Consider the following 16,995-nt stretch of genomic DNA (forward strand, 5'->3'; position numbering starts at 1 on the left):
TTTGAAAGGCTTTTAGCGCTATTATTATTTAGTACTTTTGTATACATTTTTTAAGGTTAACGGCGATGCAAATGTATGATAATTTAGTCCTTTAACGTCTTCATTTTGTAAAACTGCTTGCTGATTTTGGCTGATAATAATCATTCCTGCTGTAGTTTCAATGCCTTCTTTTTCAGCGGCGATCAATGTTTCCCAGCGTTCTTCTAGATCAGTCGCATATTTTTGTGAGGCATCATCTAACAAGGCATCATATTTTTCATTGGCATAATTACGATCATTTCCTGTTCGCAACATATTCAGTGTAGAAATCGGATCTTGATAATCTGGTGTCCAGTAAATCAAGAACATATCATAGTCACTCTCACGACTAAGATTTAATGCTGTCTCCGTTGGTAATGCTGTCATATTGATTGTCAAACCATCAAATAGTTTTTCTAAACTGCCTTGAAGACTTTCACCCATTTTTTTGTAAGAGCCATCGTCTGTTACCATTAAATCAAGCGTAATTTTCTCGCCTAACTCTTTTTTGGCTAATGCCCAATATTTCAGTGCCTCTTCTTTATTATAAGTCATCAAATCTCCAGCTTCTTCCCTGAAGTCTACACCTGTCTCAGGATTACTTACAAAGCCTTTGGTAATAGCGCCATATAATGGCTTTGATCCATCTGCAATAATATTATTGACTAAGTTTTCTTTATCAATTCCCAGAGCTAAGGCTTTTCTTAGATTTTCATTTTTTAAAGGAGTATCTTTGCCTTTGCGTTTTTGGTTCAAACGAATATAGTTCATCGTTGCTGTTGGGTAAGAATGATAGTTTGGATTGCTTTGATTTTGTTTCGCTAATTCTCCTGTGATGGTCGCTACATCGAGCTGCCCATCTTCAAAAAGATTCATTGCAGTTGATGCTTCTTTAACTACTTCATAATGGATTTTATCCGATTTTACATTTGCTTGATCCCAGTATGTTTCATTTTTCTTTAGATCCCAACTTAAATCTGTTTGTTTCCAGTTTTCTACAGTAAATGGTCCATTATAAACAACATTTTCACTCGTTGTTCCGTAATCCGTTCCCATTTTTTCAACGAATTTTTGATTTTGCGGGAAAAATGTTGGAAAAGCAAGAACTGAGGTAAAATATGGTTTTGCTTCTTTTAGCTTTACTTCTAGTGTTTGATCATCAATTGCTTTGACTCCAAGTTGATCCACAGCTTTTTTTCCTTCTGAAATTTCTTCCCCATTTAAAATCGTATCTACTACTAAGAAACTATAAACAAACCCATTTTTAGGGTCGATCATTTTTTTCCAAGCATATTCAAAATCTGCTGCTGTCACTGGATCACCATTACTCCATTTAGCATCATCTCTTAACTTGATTGTATAAGTTTTACCATCTTCAGAAATTTTAGGCATTTCTTTTGCAGCTGCTGGAATTAGTTGATCTTTATCATCCAGTGCGTACAACCCTTCAAAAGCTGCCGTTTGGACGATTGCATCTGGAAAATCCAGCATAACAGACGTATCTAACGTAGTTAATTCTGAAGGTGACATTAAATTCAATGGTTTCATTTCTTGTGTTTGTTTTGCTTCTTTACCGCCAGAACATCCCGAAATGATGGTCATTATCACTGCTAATCCAATGACTGATTTGACTATTTTTTTCATACGTTTCTCCCCTATGTTTGTTTTATGTGCGTTCAACTAACATCCAAACGACAACTGCCGCTTCTTCCCCGTCATTGTAGTTGATATGTCCTTCTCCTGATTCGATCAATTGAGCATCGCCAGGTTTTCCTATTAAATCTTGACCGTCTTCTAAAATCGTATGAGCTTCTCCCGAAACAACATAAGAATACTCATCTTGATCATGTCTTGCAAATCCTTCTAATGGTCTTTTTTCTCCTGGTTGTAGGACAATTACGCCCATTTGGACATTTTCATTCGGCTGATTTTCTGCATCGAAAAAAATCGTCATTTCTTGCGGTAGCGATGGTTTGATGATCATTATTTATACCAGCTCCTTCTATTTTTTATAGGTGATTTTATCTATTATTGCCTTAACTCACTCATAAGTCAATAACATTTTAGAAAATTCTGACTTTTTACTTTTTAATTGATTTATAAAATAAAAAAACAGAAATGATTCAAAAAAACGAATCATTTCTACATTTCCAATTAATTCCAATAACCTTGATGAACTGCAGCAGCAACTTGTTCTATTTCTGGAAATGGCCCAATCACTTGGATATTTTTTTGTCCATGGCTTAATATTTCTTTTGAAGGCAGATCAAAGGTTGGATTTTGTTCATTGTCACCAGTTAGTTCCAGTAATCGTTTTTCGGTCATTGCATATACAATCGTTCCGATATTGCCCCAATAGATTGTTCCCGTACACATTGCACAGGGTTCAGCTGTCGTATACAACGTGCACTCCCATAAAAATTCTTTGCTATATTTCTGTGAAGCCTTTGCTGCTAAAGTAGTTTCTGCGTGTCCTGTACAAATATTTTCTGTAATTTCAATATTCTCTTGTTCTAAAAGAATGTTTCCCTCTTTATCAGCTAATAATGCACCAAAAGGGGTATTACCATGTTCTCGAGCATTGCGGGAAATGTCGACACAGCGCTTTAATAAGTCAATATGTTGATTGTTTGTCATAACTAACTCCTTTTCTTTCCATACGTTCTAATTTAACACAAAACGATGATTCAATGTTTCTTTCATCCCTTTATCAATACCAATTGCTTGTTTTAAATAGGTTGAAATATCACCATACTGTGCTTCTACAGTCTGATAGAAATTATCCAAATAACTGCTATCTACATTTAAAGCAACATGCAATGCTTCTAAATTAGCAGCTTCCAGTTGCACTTTCTTTGCTTGTTCTAAAATTTGAGCATTTTCTTTTTTTCTTAACTCATTTGTTAATAGATAATCTGCATAAATTGCTTCTCTCGGTACACCTAGTGTTTCTAATACTAATAAAGCTGCAATTCCTGTACGATCTTTTCCAGCAAAACAATGGAATAAAATGCTTTCTTGTTTTTGCAAAGCTAAGATTTCTTCAAAAAATTTATTGTATCCCTTTTGTGAAGTTGTGTTTAAAGCAATATCCGCATATAATTTTTCCATATAAGAAGCTGACTTTTCTGGTGATCCAATTTTAACAAAATCCTCGATTGAAGCTCCTTCATCTTGGATATCCTCCAGAATATCAATATGGATATATTCTGCTTTAGGAACAGACATATCAGGTCTTTCTTCTACCTCAGCTTCACTTCTCAAATCGATGATTTTCCCTAAACGATAGTTCGCTTCTAAACGTTGCTCATCGTCTTTTGTTAAATTTGATAGCTCTCCTGATCTTAGAAAAACATTCTTTTTAACTTGTTTGCCTTCTTTGTTTTTGATTCCGCCGATATCACGGAAATTTGTAATAGTCACCATAATTTTATCCCTTTTCCTTCTTTTTGTTCTTATTATACACAAAATTCGATCAAAAATGTTTCTTTGATCGAATTTTTGCATAAATGAAGCTGACTTTGATAATAAGACTATTCTCTGCAGCTTAATTTTATTCTACTTTTTTTGTCCTGCCTCAACATAACTTAGATCATTGACTTTATCTAATGTGTATTTTCCATCTTTATATTTTACTGTACAAACACTTGCGTTTTTTAAGCCTCCTTCTGGAATCTTAAAGTCGTCAAACAATGTATCAAGTAATGCAGAAATACTTAGTCCGTGTGATGCAATCAAAACATTGCCTGAGCCTTCATTTTTCATTTCTTTTTCAACGATTTCATCTAGACCTGCTTTCAGCCTTGTCGTAATTGTTTTATAATCTTCTGCCGGCCAGTTGATTTTAGCTTCTTCTACATTTTTAGCATCTAGTTTAGCTACGCTATTGGCAAAAGATTCTGGTGTCATATTTTTCAAAAATTCCTCTAAGGTAATCCCTTGATCATCTGCAATATCTTGCCACATAGTGTGGTTCAAATCACCTTCATAGGTTCCAAAGTTGAATTCCCTTAATCGTTCATCTGTAATGACTTTTAAGTCAGATGATTTTGTGTTTTCTTTTACGATTAGATTAGCTGTTTGAATGGCACGACCACTATCACTACTGTACGCATTTTGAAAATCAATATCTTTCAAACCAATACCAGCTGCTGTTACGACTTCTTCGCCCGCTTTAGTTAAAACAGCATCCGACCATCCTTGAACACGATCAGTGGTGTTCAACATTGTTTTCCCATGGCGGACGATATATAATGTCAATTCTTCTGGTGTTTGTTTAGCAGTTGATGTGTCCTCTTTTTTTGCGTTACCATTACCGCACCCTGCAACTATTAATAATCCTAACATTAAAACCCCTATCAGTTTTGTTAGCTTTTTCATTTTATTCCCACCTTTTCTACGCGTTCGTTAAATCTTCCCCATTTGTCGCAATGACTTTTTTATACCAATCAAATGATTTTTTCTTCGAACGTTTCAACGTACCATTGCCTTCGTTATCACGATCGACATAGATAAAGCCATAACGTTTCTTCATTTCGCCTGTTCCAGCAGAGACTAAATCGATACAGCCCCATGTTGTATAACCTAGTAAATCAACTCCGTCTAGCTCTACCGCATCTTTCATCGCTTGGATATGTGCTGCCAGGTATTCAATACGATAATCATCGATCACATTGCCGTTTTCATCTGGTGTATCCACTGCTCCTAAGCCGTTTTCAACGATAAATAATGGTTTTTGGTAACGATCATATAAGTCATTCATTGTTGTACGCAAGCCTAGTGGATCGATCTGCCAGCCCCATTCACTTGCTTCCAAGTATGGGTTTTTCACTGAGGCAAAAATATTGCCAGCTGTTTTTTCATTGATTGCTGGATCCGTCGATTGTACACGTGATGAGTAATACGAGAATGAAATAAAATCGACTGTGTGTTCTTTTAGTAGTTCTAGATCTCCATCCTCAATCGGTAATTCAATGCCTTCGCGTTCTAATTCTTTAAGAGCGTAGGCTGGATATTCTCCGCGAGATTGGACATCGATAAAGAAGAAATTCTCACGGTCTGCTTTACGAGCTGCCCAAACATCTTCTGGTTTACATGTATACGCATAGTTTGTCCCAGCCGCTAACATACAGCCGACTTGGTTTTCTGGATCGACTTCATGAGCGATTTTCGTTGCGATCGCACTTGCTAATAATTCGTGGTGAGCTGCTTGGTATTTGACTTGTTCTTTGTTTTCGCCTTCTTCAAAATAAAGACCAGCCCCCATAAATGGTGCGTGTAAAATCATATTGATTTCGTTGAATGTTAACCAATATTTTACTAAGCCTTTATAACGATTGAAAATCACATTACATAGATTTTCGTAAAAGCCAACCATTTCACGACTGCGCCATGCACCATATTTTTCCACTAAGTGCATAGGACAATCAAAGTGAGTAATGGTTACAAGGGGTTCTATATTGTGTTTGCGGCATTCTTTGAACAAATCTTCATAGAACTTCAACCCTTCCTCATTCGGCTCTGTTTCGTCTCCTAGAGGGAAAATACGGCTCCAAGCGATCGATAGACGGTAGGTTTTAAAGCCCATTTCGCCAAACAACGCGATATCTTCTTTATAGCGATGGTACATGTCGATTGCATTTTGGGCTGGGTAAAAATGTTCGTCATCAAAAGCAAACATTTTCTTTTCACCAGTGATTACTGGGAAACGATCTGGTCCAACAGGGGCAAGATCCACGTTCGCTAACCCACGTCCGCCTTCGTTATAGCCACCTTCACATTGATTGGCAGCTGTTGCGCCGCCCCATAAAAAGTCTTTTCTAAATGCCATTTCAAAATTCCTTTCTTTCCAAACCTGCAGTAAAACTATCCTGTCTTACTGCAGGTTCCACTCTCATCTATTTTTTTAAGTTAATCCAGTAATTAATGTATCGTTTGAAGTTACTTCACCTTCTTGTGTTTCAACGATATCTAAATAGTCACTAGTATTAGTAACGATCACTGGTGTTTCAACACTATAACCAGCTGCTTTGATCGCCTCGATATCAAATGTAACTAAGACTTGTCCTTTTTTCACTTTATCGCCTTGTGCTACTTTTCCTTCAAAACCATTTCCTTCTAACTGAACTGTATCCATACCGATATGAATCAATAATTCCATCCCTTGATCTGATATCAAACCAATCGCATGTAATGTTGGGAATAATGTCATAACTGTGCCATCAAATGGTGCTCTAACAACGCCTTCTGTTGGTTCGATCAAAACACCTTTTCCTAAAGCACCTTGTGCGAATGCTTGGTCACTTGCTTTACTTAATGGTAAAACACGTCCTTTAACTGGACTTAAAACGGCTTCTTTTATTGCTTTTTGAGCTTTTTTATTTTCAGTTACTTCTTCTACAACTGTATCATCTTTCCAGAAGAAGAATGTTAATGTAAAACCAATTACAACAGCAATCAAGATTGCAACGAAAGAATGAATCATTCCACTCGCATCATCACCATTGATAAAGTTTAACACACCGAAAATTCCTAATCCGCCCATTGTATAAGAAGTTACCCCATTGATCATTAAATACAAACCACCAACTGCTGCTCCGATCATTGAAAAAATGAACGGTGTTTTTCTTGGTAAAGTAATACCGTAAATTGCAGGCTCAGTTACTCCAAAAATTCCAGAAATGATTGCTGGAGGACATAGCGCTTTCATTTTTGCATCTTTTAATTTAAAGAACATTGCCATAACTACTGCTGTTTGTGCAAAACTTGCTGCAAAAGAACCAACCAATACTTGACTTGCTCCTTCTTGTGTAATTTGCATAATAGCTAGTGGTACAACACTCCAGTGTAAACCGAAAATAACCAATACTTGCCAGAAGAAACCAAGAATAACGCCATATAATGCTGGTGAGAAGCCCATCAAAGATTGGAACCCAGCACTTAGTAAATCTGTCAACATACTGATGATTGGACCGATTACTAAGAAACCAACTGGTAATGCAATCAATAATACAAAGAATGGTACTAAGAAAGTTTGAACAACTTCAGGAATAAGTTTTTTGAATAGTTTTTGAATTTGTGCTGCAAAAGCAACAATGAATATGATTGGTACAACACTACTCGTATAACCAGCACCTACCCAAGGAATACCTAAAAATGTATCATAAGCAGGTAAGCCTAATAAACTATAAGGCGCTGCTGCACCAGCCCCAGCAGTTGTTTCAAATGCTGCTTGTAAGGCGCTTCCTTGCACTGTAGGGTAACAAAGAGCTGCCCCAATCACAATACCCACCATTGGGTTTAAATTGAATTTTCTAGCTGCTGTATAACCTAAAATCACTGGCATGAAGTAAAATATCGCATCACCAATACCATTTAACATTGTATAAGTTCCAGAAGTAGCTGAATATAATTTCAAGAAAACAAGTAATGCGTTTAAACCTTTTACCATCCCTGCTGCAGCTAACGCTCCTAAGAATGGTTGGAAACACCCACTTAAAATGTCAATCAACCGATTGAATAGATTGCCCCCAGATGACTCTTGCTCTGCATCTGCTGAAATCCCAGCAATAGTTACAACATCTTCATAAACGGCTGGTACATGATTCCCAATTACCACTTGATATTGTCCACCGCTCTTCATTACAGTCACAACGCCGTCCATATTTTTTAGAACATCGTCATTTGCTTTTGATTCATCTTTCAACTTAAAACGTAAGCGTGTAATACAATGCGTCAAACTATTAATATTTTCTTTTCCACCTACATTGTTAACAATCTTTTCTGCTAAATCATGATATTTTCCCATTTTTTGTTCCTCCAAAGTTTCGTTTTTTTAATACTTTACTTTTGAAGGTTTAGCCAACTTAATGTCACTATCCAAATTTTTTCTTTTGTTGATAATCCTACCCACCTTTCATCCTATTCGTAATCTATGCTAAGATTTAGTAACCTTGCTAACGATTCGTATGCACTACCCGTGCAATATGAATGATCAAATACATTTTCTCTTCCTTAGAAACACTATAGTGATAACTTTCAGTTAAGAACTCAGAAATTTTATTTACACAATTATATGCATTACGATACTTTTTCTTGATTACTTCATACAATTCTCCATCATCTTCACCATGAAATTCTTTATGATTTAATAAACGGTAAGCGAAAAATTTTAAATGAGTACTAAAACGATAAAAATAGACAGAATCCTCATTAAAAGTAATCTTGAAATGGTATTTAACAATATTCGTAATTTCCTGCATAATTTTTGTTAGTGCATAAACATTGCCAACTTCTTCATCCATCTCCGCATTGACCAGATGTAAAGCGATAAATCCAGCTTCATCTTCAGTTAGTTGTACATCAAATTTTTCCTTGACCATCTCTACAGCCTTACTGCCAATAAAATATTCATCTGCAAAAAAACGTTTAATGTCCCATAGCAAAAAATTTTTCACTTCTATTCCTTGCCTTATTCGTTCTAAAGCTGTATGAAGATGATCGGTTAGAGAAATGAAGATCGTATCGTTTAACTTTCTACCAAGTTTTGTCTTGGCATACTTAATAATTTCATCCGATAACTGCATTACTTCTAAAGGCAACTCTTCCAACAACTCTTGAAACTTCAATGAAACATCCTGATTAGCCAAACAAAATATTTGATCAACCTGTTCTTCTGGAATAAAATCGCCAATTTTTCTTTTAAATGCAATACCACGTCCCATCACAATTTGTTCTTGTTCATTCACATCCAACGTAATCACAACATTATTATTCAAAATTTTTTGAATAATCATCTTTTCACTCCCTTCTTCGCATCTATCTCCTTTAATTGTAAAAAAAGAAAAACCCAACCTTTCCAAAAAAGAAGAATCTCCTCCTCATTGGAAAAATTAGGTTTAGCTTGTATTTAAACAATCACTATCCATTTATTTACTTGTTGTGTACAAGCATAGAATACCTTATTACAGCAATGATGTCAACGTTTTCATAAAATTATTTTTAAAAAAATAAAAAAACATTCCGCCGTTAGCAAAATGTTTTGAATACATGACCCGTACGGGAATCGAACCCGTGATACCGCCGTGAAAGGGCGGTGTCTTAACCGCTTGACCAACGGGCCTTTTGAATTTATGGGCCTAAATGGACTCGAACCATCGACCTCACGCTTATCAGGCGTGCGCTCTAACCAGCTGAGCTATAGGCCCTTAAAGAAAAAAAGCGGGTGACGAGAATCGAACTCGCGACAACAGCTTGGAAGGCTGTGGTTTTACCACTAAACTACACCCGCATGTTTCTTCTTTGAAATGGCGCAAGACAGAATCGAACTGCCGACACACGGAGCTTCAATCCGTTGCTCTACCAACTGAGCTACTGCGCCAAAAATTAATGAAACGGTCTGGACGGGACTCGAACCCGCGACCTCCTGCGTGACAGGCAGGCATTCTAACCAGCTGAACTACCAAACCAAGGTAAAAGTATTGCATCACTATGTTACACTCGCTTTTAAATACTCTAAAAGCAATTGCGGGGGCAGGATTTGAACCTACGACCTTCGGGTTATGAGCCCGACGAGCTACCTGACTGCTCCACCCCGCGATAATAGTATTTGACTATTTCAAGTATCTAAGAACTTAAAATTTCAAAATAAGGAGGATAAGGGATTCGAACCCTTGCACGGTTTTACCCGCCTGACGGTTTTCAAGACCGTTCCCTTCAGCCGGACTTGGGTAATCCTCCGGTATAAATATTAAAAAATGACCCGTACGGGAATCGAACCCGTGATACCGCCGTGAAAGGGCGGTGTCTTAACCGCTTGACCAACGGGCCGCTATGAAACGGAGAAGGAGGGATTTGAACCCTCGCGCCGGTTTCCCGACCTACACCCTTAGCAGGGGCGCCTCTTCAGCCACTTGAGTACTTCCCCAAGAAAATAATTTAAAAAAATGGGCCTAAATGGACTCGAACCATCGACCTCACGCTTATCAGGCGTGCGCTCTAACCAGCTGAGCTATAGGCCCATAAAGCGGGTGACGAGAATCGAACTCGCGACAACAGCTTGGAAGGCTGTGGTTTTACCACTAAACTACACCCGCAATACTTTAAAACGGTCTGGACGGGACTCGAACCCGCGACCTCCTGCGTGACAGGCAGGCATTCTAACCAGCTGAACTACCAAACCAAAAATGTATTGCATCACTTTATTACTTACGCCTTTAACTAAATATTAAAAGCAATTGCGGGGGCAGGATTTGAACCTACGACCTTCGGGTTATGAGCCCGACGAGCTACCTGACTGCTCCACCCCGCGATAATTATAGTCTTTATTGACTATATAAAGGTGTTATCCTTGGTGATTTCTAGTAAGGATACTTCGCTCACTTTGTTCGCCAAGTACTGTTCATCATCTGTTCTGGCAAAGCCAATCACAGTGATTCTCAGTAAAGGAGGATAAGGGATTCGAACCCTTGCACGGTTTTACCCGCCTGACGGTTTTCAAGACCGTTCCCTTCAGCCGGACTTGGGTAATCCTCCGAAATAAAAAGTACTATTAATTATATCGTCACTACAATGGACCTTGTAGGACTCGAACCTACGACCGGACGGTTATGAGCCGTCTGCTCTAACCAACTGAGCTAAAGGTCCTTGGCTCTTAAAAAGAAATATCGCGGCGAAGGGGATCGAACCCCCGACCTCCCGGGTATGAACCGGACGCTCTAGCCAGCTGAGCTACACCGCGAAAATATAAAAGTACTAATGGAGCCTAGCGGGATCGAACCGCTGACCTCCTGCGTGCAAAGCAGGCGCTCTCCCATCTGAGCTAAGGCCCCACAAAATAAATCGGGAAGACAGGATTCGAACCTGCGACCCCTTGGTCCCAAACCAAGTGCTCTACCAAGCTGAGCTACTTCCCGTATTTACAAATGCACCCAAAGGGAGTCGAACCCCTAACCTCTTGATTCGTAGTCAAGCACTCTATCCAGTTGAGCTATGGGTGCTACATTTCTATGCCGAGGACCGGAATCGAACCGGTACGGTGATCACTCACCGCAGGATTTTAAGTCCTGTGCGTCTGCCAGTTCCGCCACCCCGGCGAAAGAACAAGCTAAGCGGAAAACGGGGTTCGAACCCGCGACCCCCACCTTGGCAAGGTGGTGCTCTACCACTGAGCTATTTCCGCAGTCTGGATGCCGGCTAAAGGATTTGAACCCTCGACCCTCTGATTACAAATCAGATGCTCTACCAACTGAGCTAAGCCGGCGTTATAATCGCCTAGTATTAAAACGAGACTAAAAATGCGGGTGAAGGGACTTGAACCCCCACGCCGTAAGGCGCTAGATCCTAAATCTAGTGCGTCTGCCAATTCCGCCACACCCGCAAAATATTTCTATGAGCCGTGCAGGGCTCGAACCTGCGACCCTCTGATTAAAAGTCAGATGCTCTACCAACTGAGCTAACGGCTCAAAAAATGGAGGTTGACGGGATCGAACCGCCGACCCCCTGCTTGTAAGGCAGGTGCTCTCCCAGCTGAGCTAAACCTCCAAGACAACACTTTAGCGTGGCGACGTCCTACTCTCACAAAGGGAAACCCTTCACTACAATCGGCGCTAAGAAGCTTAACTTCTGTGTTCGGCATGGGAACAGGTGTATCCTTCTCGCTATCGCCACCACACTGGGTGTTGTTGCTATTAAGTTGAGTGATTATTCACTCAAAACTGGATTGAAGTAGTAATCAAACATTCCGAAAAACTTTTTTATTTCGTTTCTTTGGTTAAGTCCTCGACCGATTAGTATTGGTCCGCTCCGTACATCACTGCACTTCCACTTCCAACCTATCTACCTGATCATCTCTCAGGGGTCTTACTTTCTTAAAGAAATGGGAAATCTCATCTTGAGGTGGGCTTCACACTTAGATGCTTTCAGCGTTTATCCCTTCCCTACATAGCTACCCAGCAATGCCCTTGGCAGAACAACTGGTACACCAGCGGTAAGTCCATCCCGGTCCTCTCGTACTAAGGACAGCTCCTCTCAAATTTCCAACGCCCGCGACGGATAGGGACCGAACTGTCTCACGACGTTCTGAACCCAGCTCGCGTGCCGCTTTAATGGGCGAACAGCCCAACCCTTGGGACCGACTACAGCCCCAGGATGCGACGAGCCGACATCGAGGTGCCAAACCTCCCCGTCGATGTGGACTCTTGGGGGAGATAAGCCTGTTATCCCCAGGGTAGCTTTTATCCGTTGAGCGATGGCCCTTCCATGCGGAACCACCGGATCACTAAGCCCGACTTTCGTCCCTGCTCGACTTGTAAGTCTCGCAGTCAAGCTCCCTTCTGCCTTTACACTCTGCGAATGATTTCCAACCATTCTGAGGGAACCTTTGGGCGCCTCCGTTACTCTTTAGGAGGCGACCGCCCCAGTCAAACTGCCCACCTGACACTGTCTCCCACCACGATAAGTGGTGCGGGTTAGAGGGTTCATAACACAAGGGTAGTATCCCACCAGCGCCTCCACCGAAACTAGCGTTCCGGGTTCATCGGCTCCTACCTATCCTGTACATGTGGTACAAACACTCAATATCAAGCTACAGTAAAGCTCCATGGGGTCTTTCCGTCCTGTCGCGGGTAACCTGCATCTTCACAGGTACTAAAATTTCACCGAGTCTCTCGTTGAGACAGTGCCCAAATCGTTACGCCTTTCGTGCGGGTCGGAACTTACCCGACAAGGAATTTCGCTACCTTAGGACCGTTATAGTTACGGCCGCCGTTTACTGGGGCTTCAATTCTGAGCTTCGCCGAAGCTAACCCATCCTCTTAACCTTCCAGCACCGGGCAGGCGTCAGCCCCTATACTTCATCTTTCGATTTTGCAGAGACCTGTGTTTTTGATAAACAGTCGCTTGGGCCTATTCACTGCGGCTGACCGAAGTCAGCACCCCTTCTCCCGAAGTTACGGGGTCATTTTGCCGAGTTCCTTAACGAGAGTTCGCTCGCTCACCTTAGGATACTCTCCTCGACTACCTGTGTCGGTTTACGGTACGGGCAGTTGTTTTCTCACTAGAAGCTTTTCTTGACAGTGTGACATCAGGAACTTCGGTACTATTATTTCCCTCCCCATCACAGCTTGTCCGTATAGAGTAAAGCATTTGACTCTACTCAAGACTTACTGCTTGGACATGCACTTCCAGTCGCATGCATTCCTTAGCCTCCTGCGTCCCTCCATTGCTCAAACAAAAACAACTGGTACAGGAATATCAACCTGTTGTCCATCGCCTACGCCTATCGGCCTCGGCTTAGGTCCCGACTAACCCTGGGCGGACGAGCCTTCCCCAGGAAACCTTAGTCATACGGTGGACGGGATTCTCACCCGTCTTTCGCTACTCATACCGGCATTCTCACTTCTAAGCGCTCCAGCCGTCCTCACGATCGACCTTCAACGCCCTTAGAACGCTCTCCTACCATCACACCAGAGGTGTGATCCACAGCTTCGGTAATATGTTTAGCCCCGGTACATTTTCGGCGCAGGGTCACTCGACTAGTGAGCTATTACGCACTCTTTAAATGGTGGCTGCTTCTGAGCCAACATCCTAGTTGTCTGTGCAACCCCACATCCTTTTCCACTTAACATATATTTTGGGACCTTAGCTGGTGGTCTGGGCTGTTTCCCTTTCGACTACGGATCTTATCACTCGCAGTCTGACTGCCGAATATGAATGAATGGCATTCGGAGTTTATCTGAATTCGGTAACCCGAGATGGGCCCCTAGTCCAAACAGTGCTCTACCTCCATCATTCTTAACTTCGACGCTAGCCCTAAAGCTATTTCGGAGAGAACCAGCTATCTCCAAGTTCGTTTGGAATTTCTCCGCTACCCACAGCTCATCCCCGCACTTTTCAACGTACGTGGGTTCGGTCCTCCAGTGCGTTTTACCACACCTTCAACCTGGCCATGGGTAGATCACATGGTTTCGGGTCTACGACTACATACTCATTCGCCCTATTCAGACTCGCTTTCGCTGCGGCTCCGGCTCTTCACCTTAACCTCGCATGCAATCGTAACTCGCCGGTTCATTCTACAAAAGGCACGCCATTACCCATTAACGGGCTTTGACTTGTTGTAGGCACACGGTTTCAGGATCTATTTCACTCCCCTTCCGGGGTGCTTTTCACCTTTCCCTCACGGTACTGGTTCACTATCGGTCATTAGGGAGTATTTAGCCTTGCGGGATGGTCCCCGCGGATTCCGACGGAATTTCTCGTGTTCCGCCGTACTCAGGATCCTCCTAGGTGTTGCCAACATTTCGTCTACGGGGCTATTACCCACTTTGGCGAACCTTTCCAGATTCTTCGACTATCTTGACAGACTACCACAACGGAGTCCTACAACCCCAACAAGCAAGCTTGTTGGTTTGGGCTCTTCCCGTTTCGCTCGCCGCTACTCAGGGAATCGAATTTTCTTTCTCTTCCTGCAGGTACTAAGATGTTTCAGTTCTCTGCGTCTACCTCTAACCAGCTATGTATTCACTGGCAAGTAACATCCTATAAAAGATGTTGGGTTTCCCCATTCGGAAATCTCTGGATCATAGCTCACTTACAGCTCCCCAAAGCATATCGGTGTTAGTCCCGTCCTTCATCGGCTCCTAATGCCAAGGCATCCACCGTGCGCCCTTATTCACTTAACCTTATGACCTTACGGTCAGTTTGTTTGGTTCGTTTCTCTAGCGATAGAGGCGTCACCAATAAAATAAGCATTCGAACTATTTTAATTAAAAAACTCATTCAACGCGGTGTTCTCGGTTTGTTTTGATTACTTTTTTACTTCAATATCCAGTTTTCAATGAACAATTCGTTTGAGAGAAATCATATAAAAAAGAAAATCAAGCGATTCGCTTTTTTTTTAAGAGTAAACCTCTCAAAACTGAACAAAGTGTCGACGAATGTGTAAGTTTCCGTAATATTCCTTAGAAAGGAGGTGATCCAGCCGCACCTTCCGATACGGCTACCTTGTTACGACTTCACCCCAATCATCTATCCCACCTTAGGCGGCTGGCTCCACAAGGGTTACCTCACCGACTTCGGGTGTTACAAACTTTCGTGGTGTGACGGGCGGTGTGTACAAGGCCCGGGAACGTATTCACCGCGGCGTGCTGATCCGCGATTACTAGCGATTCCGGCTTCATGTAGGCGAGTTGCAGCCTACAATCCGAACTGAGAGAAGCTTTAAGAGATTTGCATGACCTCGCGGCCTAGCGACTCGTTGTACTTCCCATTGTAGCACGTGTGTAGCCCAGGTCATAAGGGGCATGATGATTTGACGTCATCCCCACCTTCCTCCGGTTTGTCACCGGCAGTCTCGCTAGAGTGCCCAACTGAATGATGGCAACTAACAATAAGGGTTGCGCTCGTTGCGGGACTTAACCCAACATCTCACGACACGAGCTGACGACAACCATGCACCACCTGTCACTTTGTCCCCGAAGGGAAAGCTCTATCTCTAGAGTGGTCAAAGGATGTCAAGACCTGGTAAGGTTCTTCGCGTTGCTTCGAATTAAACCACATGCTCCACCGCTTGTGCGGGCCCCCGTCAATTCCTTTGAGTTTCAACCTTGCGGTCGTACTCCCCAGGCGGAGTGCTTAATGCGTTAGCTGCAGCACTGAAGGGCGGAAACCCTCCAACACTTAGCACTCATCGTTTACGGCGTGGACTACCAGGGTATCTAATCCTGTTTGCTCCCCACGCTTTCGAGCCTCAGCGTCAGTTACAGACCAGAGAGTCGCCTTCGCCACTGGTGTTCCTCCATATATCTACGCATTTCACCGCTACACATGGAATTCCACTCTCCTCTTCTGCACTCAAGTCTCCCAGTTTCCAATGACCCTCCCCGGTTGAGCCGGGGGCTTTCACATCAGACTTAAGAAACCGCCTGCGCTCGCTTTACGCCCAATAAATCCGGACAACGCTTGCCACCTACGTATTACCGCGGCTGCTGGCACGTAGTTAGCCGTGGCTTTCTGGTTAGATACCGTCAAGGTAAGAGCAGTTACTCTCCTACTTGTTCTTCTCTAACAACAGAGTTTTACGATCCGAAAACCTTCTTCACTCACGCGGCGTTGCTCGGTCAGACTTTCGTCCATTGCCGAAGATTCCCTACTGCTGCCTCCCGTAGGAGTCTGGGCCGTGTCTCAGTCCCAGTGTGGCCGATCACCCTCTCAGGTCGGCTATGCATCATGGCCTTGGTGAGCCGTTACCTCACCAACTAGCTAATGCACCGCGGGTCCATCCATCAGTGACACCCGAAAGCGTCTTTCAAATCAACACCATGTGGTGTCGACTGTTATGCGGTATTAGCACCTGTTTCCAAGTGTTATCCCCCTCTGATGGGTAGGTTACCCACGTGTTACTCACCCGTCCGCCACTCCTCTTTTCAAATGAGTGCAAGCACTCGGTAGAAAAGAAGCGTTCGACTTGCATGTATTAGGCACGCCGCCAGCGTTCGTCCTGAGCCAGGATCAAACTCTCATAATAAAAGTTGAACACAATCCGAAGATTGTTAAGCTCATTTGTTTGCTAGCATATTGCTTCGCTTTGTTAAAAATTGTTGTTTGTTTTTACCGTTGTAAAAACAACCTACACATTTGGTTCGTCTTACTTTGTTCAGTTTTCAAAGGTCTACTATGTTACCTCGCAGCAACTTTTATATCATATCAAATCTTCGATTTGATGTCAACACTTTTTTTAAAAAGTTTCAAAGTTTTTTTCTGCTTGATGTTATCGAATGTTTCACAACAACTTCATTAGTTTATCAGGTTGTTTGTTATTTGTCAACAACTTTTTCCTGATTTTTCAAGTTTTTTTAAAACCTGAAATGTTATTCTATTTTTCGTTCAGCTGTCTGTGTTTCTTGCGACAACTTCACTATTTTATCAGGTTAATCAGTGTTTGTCAACAAGTTTTTCACCTGATTTCCAAAGTTTTTTTCA

8 protein-coding genes, 25 tRNA genes and 3 rRNA genes are annotated in these 16,995 nt (G+C 42.0%); all 36 read right to left on the reverse strand.

Annotated elements, in window-relative coordinates; all coding sequences use genetic code 11:
* Positions 1 to 24 precede the first annotated feature (24 nt).
* On the reverse strand, positions 25 to 1,662 hold the full coding sequence (locus AC4BB7_RS14955; RefSeq protein ID WP_490483553.1) for a peptide ABC transporter substrate-binding protein: 1,638 nt from the start codon (positions 1,660 to 1,662) through the stop codon (positions 25 to 27).
* Between the two features lie 22 nt (positions 1,663 to 1,684).
* Complete coding sequence (locus tag AC4BB7_RS14960) at positions 1,685 to 2,002, reverse strand: cupin domain-containing protein (protein WP_490483554.1); 318 nt, start codon at positions 2,000 to 2,002, stop codon at positions 1,685 to 1,687.
* Positions 2,003 to 2,172: 170 nt separating this feature from the next.
* Positions 2,173 to 2,655, reverse strand: coding sequence for a nucleoside deaminase (locus tag AC4BB7_RS14965; RefSeq protein ID WP_490483555.1), 483 nt, complete (start codon positions 2,653 to 2,655; stop codon positions 2,173 to 2,175).
* A 27-nt stretch (positions 2,656 to 2,682) separates the two neighbouring features.
* A complete protein-coding gene (locus AC4BB7_RS14970) occupies positions 2,683 to 3,444 on the reverse strand; it encodes a tyrosine-protein phosphatase (protein WP_490483556.1) in 762 nt (253 codons plus the stop codon).
* A 132-nt stretch (positions 3,445 to 3,576) separates the two neighbouring features.
* On the reverse strand, positions 3,577 to 4,398 hold the full coding sequence (locus AC4BB7_RS14975; RefSeq protein ID WP_490483557.1) for a histidine phosphatase family protein: 822 nt from the start codon (positions 4,396 to 4,398) through the stop codon (positions 3,577 to 3,579).
* Positions 4,399 to 4,414: 16 nt separating this feature from the next.
* Positions 4,415 to 5,848, reverse strand: a complete 1,434-nt coding sequence (locus AC4BB7_RS14980; protein WP_086314259.1) for a 6-phospho-beta-glucosidase — start codon at positions 5,846 to 5,848, stop codon at positions 4,415 to 4,417.
* 75 nt (positions 5,849 to 5,923) lie between these two features.
* A complete protein-coding gene (locus AC4BB7_RS14985) occupies positions 5,924 to 7,825 on the reverse strand; it encodes a beta-glucoside-specific PTS transporter subunit IIABC (protein ID WP_086314260.1) in 1,902 nt (633 codons plus the stop codon).
* A 148-nt stretch (positions 7,826 to 7,973) separates the two neighbouring features.
* Positions 7,974 to 8,813 (reverse strand): BglG family transcription antiterminator LicT, encoded by an 840-nt coding sequence (gene licT / locus AC4BB7_RS14990; protein WP_490483558.1) that lies wholly within the window; start codon positions 8,811 to 8,813, stop codon positions 7,974 to 7,976.
* A 254-nt stretch (positions 8,814 to 9,067) separates the two neighbouring features.
* A tRNA-Glu gene (locus AC4BB7_RS14995) sits at positions 9,068 to 9,139 on the reverse strand.
* Positions 9,140 to 9,150: 11 nt separating this feature from the next.
* A tRNA-Ile gene (locus tag AC4BB7_RS15000) sits at positions 9,151 to 9,224 on the reverse strand.
* Positions 9,225 to 9,236: 12 nt separating this feature from the next.
* Positions 9,237 to 9,307 (reverse strand) — tRNA-Gly (locus AC4BB7_RS15005).
* A gap of 17 nt (positions 9,308 to 9,324) precedes the next feature.
* Positions 9,325 to 9,397 (reverse strand) — tRNA-Phe (locus tag AC4BB7_RS15010).
* A 14-nt stretch (positions 9,398 to 9,411) separates the two neighbouring features.
* Positions 9,412 to 9,485 (reverse strand) — tRNA-Asp (locus AC4BB7_RS15015).
* A gap of 56 nt (positions 9,486 to 9,541) precedes the next feature.
* A tRNA-Met gene (locus tag AC4BB7_RS15020) sits at positions 9,542 to 9,615 on the reverse strand.
* 51 nt (positions 9,616 to 9,666) lie between these two features.
* Positions 9,667 to 9,756 (reverse strand) — tRNA-Ser (locus AC4BB7_RS15025).
* 18 nt (positions 9,757 to 9,774) lie between these two features.
* Positions 9,775 to 9,846 (reverse strand) — tRNA-Glu (locus tag AC4BB7_RS15030).
* Between the two features lie 9 nt (positions 9,847 to 9,855).
* Positions 9,856 to 9,943, reverse strand: a tRNA-Ser gene (locus AC4BB7_RS15035).
* 20 nt (positions 9,944 to 9,963) lie between these two features.
* Positions 9,964 to 10,037 (reverse strand) — tRNA-Ile (locus AC4BB7_RS15040).
* A gap of 4 nt (positions 10,038 to 10,041) precedes the next feature.
* Positions 10,042 to 10,112: transfer RNA gene (locus AC4BB7_RS15045), tRNA-Gly, on the reverse strand.
* Between the two features lie 12 nt (positions 10,113 to 10,124).
* Positions 10,125 to 10,198 (reverse strand) — tRNA-Asp (locus tag AC4BB7_RS15050).
* A gap of 55 nt (positions 10,199 to 10,253) precedes the next feature.
* Positions 10,254 to 10,327: transfer RNA gene (locus tag AC4BB7_RS15055), tRNA-Met, on the reverse strand.
* Positions 10,328 to 10,461: 134 nt separating this feature from the next.
* Positions 10,462 to 10,551, reverse strand: a tRNA-Ser gene (locus AC4BB7_RS15060).
* Positions 10,552 to 10,588: 37 nt separating this feature from the next.
* Positions 10,589 to 10,662: transfer RNA gene (locus AC4BB7_RS15065), tRNA-Ile, on the reverse strand.
* A 20-nt stretch (positions 10,663 to 10,682) separates the two neighbouring features.
* A tRNA-Met gene (locus tag AC4BB7_RS15070) sits at positions 10,683 to 10,756 on the reverse strand.
* A gap of 18 nt (positions 10,757 to 10,774) precedes the next feature.
* Positions 10,775 to 10,847: transfer RNA gene (locus AC4BB7_RS15075), tRNA-Ala, on the reverse strand.
* A gap of 10 nt (positions 10,848 to 10,857) precedes the next feature.
* A tRNA-Pro gene (locus AC4BB7_RS15080) sits at positions 10,858 to 10,931 on the reverse strand.
* Between the two features lie 10 nt (positions 10,932 to 10,941).
* Positions 10,942 to 11,015: transfer RNA gene (locus tag AC4BB7_RS15085), tRNA-Arg, on the reverse strand.
* Between the two features lie 10 nt (positions 11,016 to 11,025).
* Positions 11,026 to 11,111, reverse strand: a tRNA-Leu gene (locus tag AC4BB7_RS15090).
* 14 nt (positions 11,112 to 11,125) lie between these two features.
* A tRNA-Gly gene (locus tag AC4BB7_RS15095) sits at positions 11,126 to 11,197 on the reverse strand.
* Between the two features lie 8 nt (positions 11,198 to 11,205).
* Positions 11,206 to 11,278 (reverse strand) — tRNA-Thr (locus AC4BB7_RS15100).
* Positions 11,279 to 11,313: 35 nt separating this feature from the next.
* A tRNA-Leu gene (locus tag AC4BB7_RS15105) sits at positions 11,314 to 11,395 on the reverse strand.
* Between the two features lie 12 nt (positions 11,396 to 11,407).
* Positions 11,408 to 11,480, reverse strand: a tRNA-Lys gene (locus AC4BB7_RS15110).
* A 6-nt stretch (positions 11,481 to 11,486) separates the two neighbouring features.
* A tRNA-Val gene (locus tag AC4BB7_RS15115) sits at positions 11,487 to 11,559 on the reverse strand.
* 14 nt (positions 11,560 to 11,573) lie between these two features.
* A 5S ribosomal RNA gene (gene rrf, locus AC4BB7_RS15120) occupies positions 11,574 to 11,689 on the reverse strand.
* A gap of 95 nt (positions 11,690 to 11,784) precedes the next feature.
* Positions 11,785 to 14,696, reverse strand: a 23S ribosomal RNA gene (locus AC4BB7_RS15125).
* A 283-nt stretch (positions 14,697 to 14,979) separates the two neighbouring features.
* Positions 14,980 to 16,540, reverse strand: a 16S ribosomal RNA gene (locus tag AC4BB7_RS15130).
* The 16S, 23S and 5S rRNA genes sit together here with 25 tRNA genes alongside, the layout of an rRNA operon.
* Between the last annotated feature and the right edge of the window lie 455 nt (positions 16,541 to 16,995).

Source organism: Enterococcus sp. AAFC-DPL-5182 (assembly GCF_058216605.1).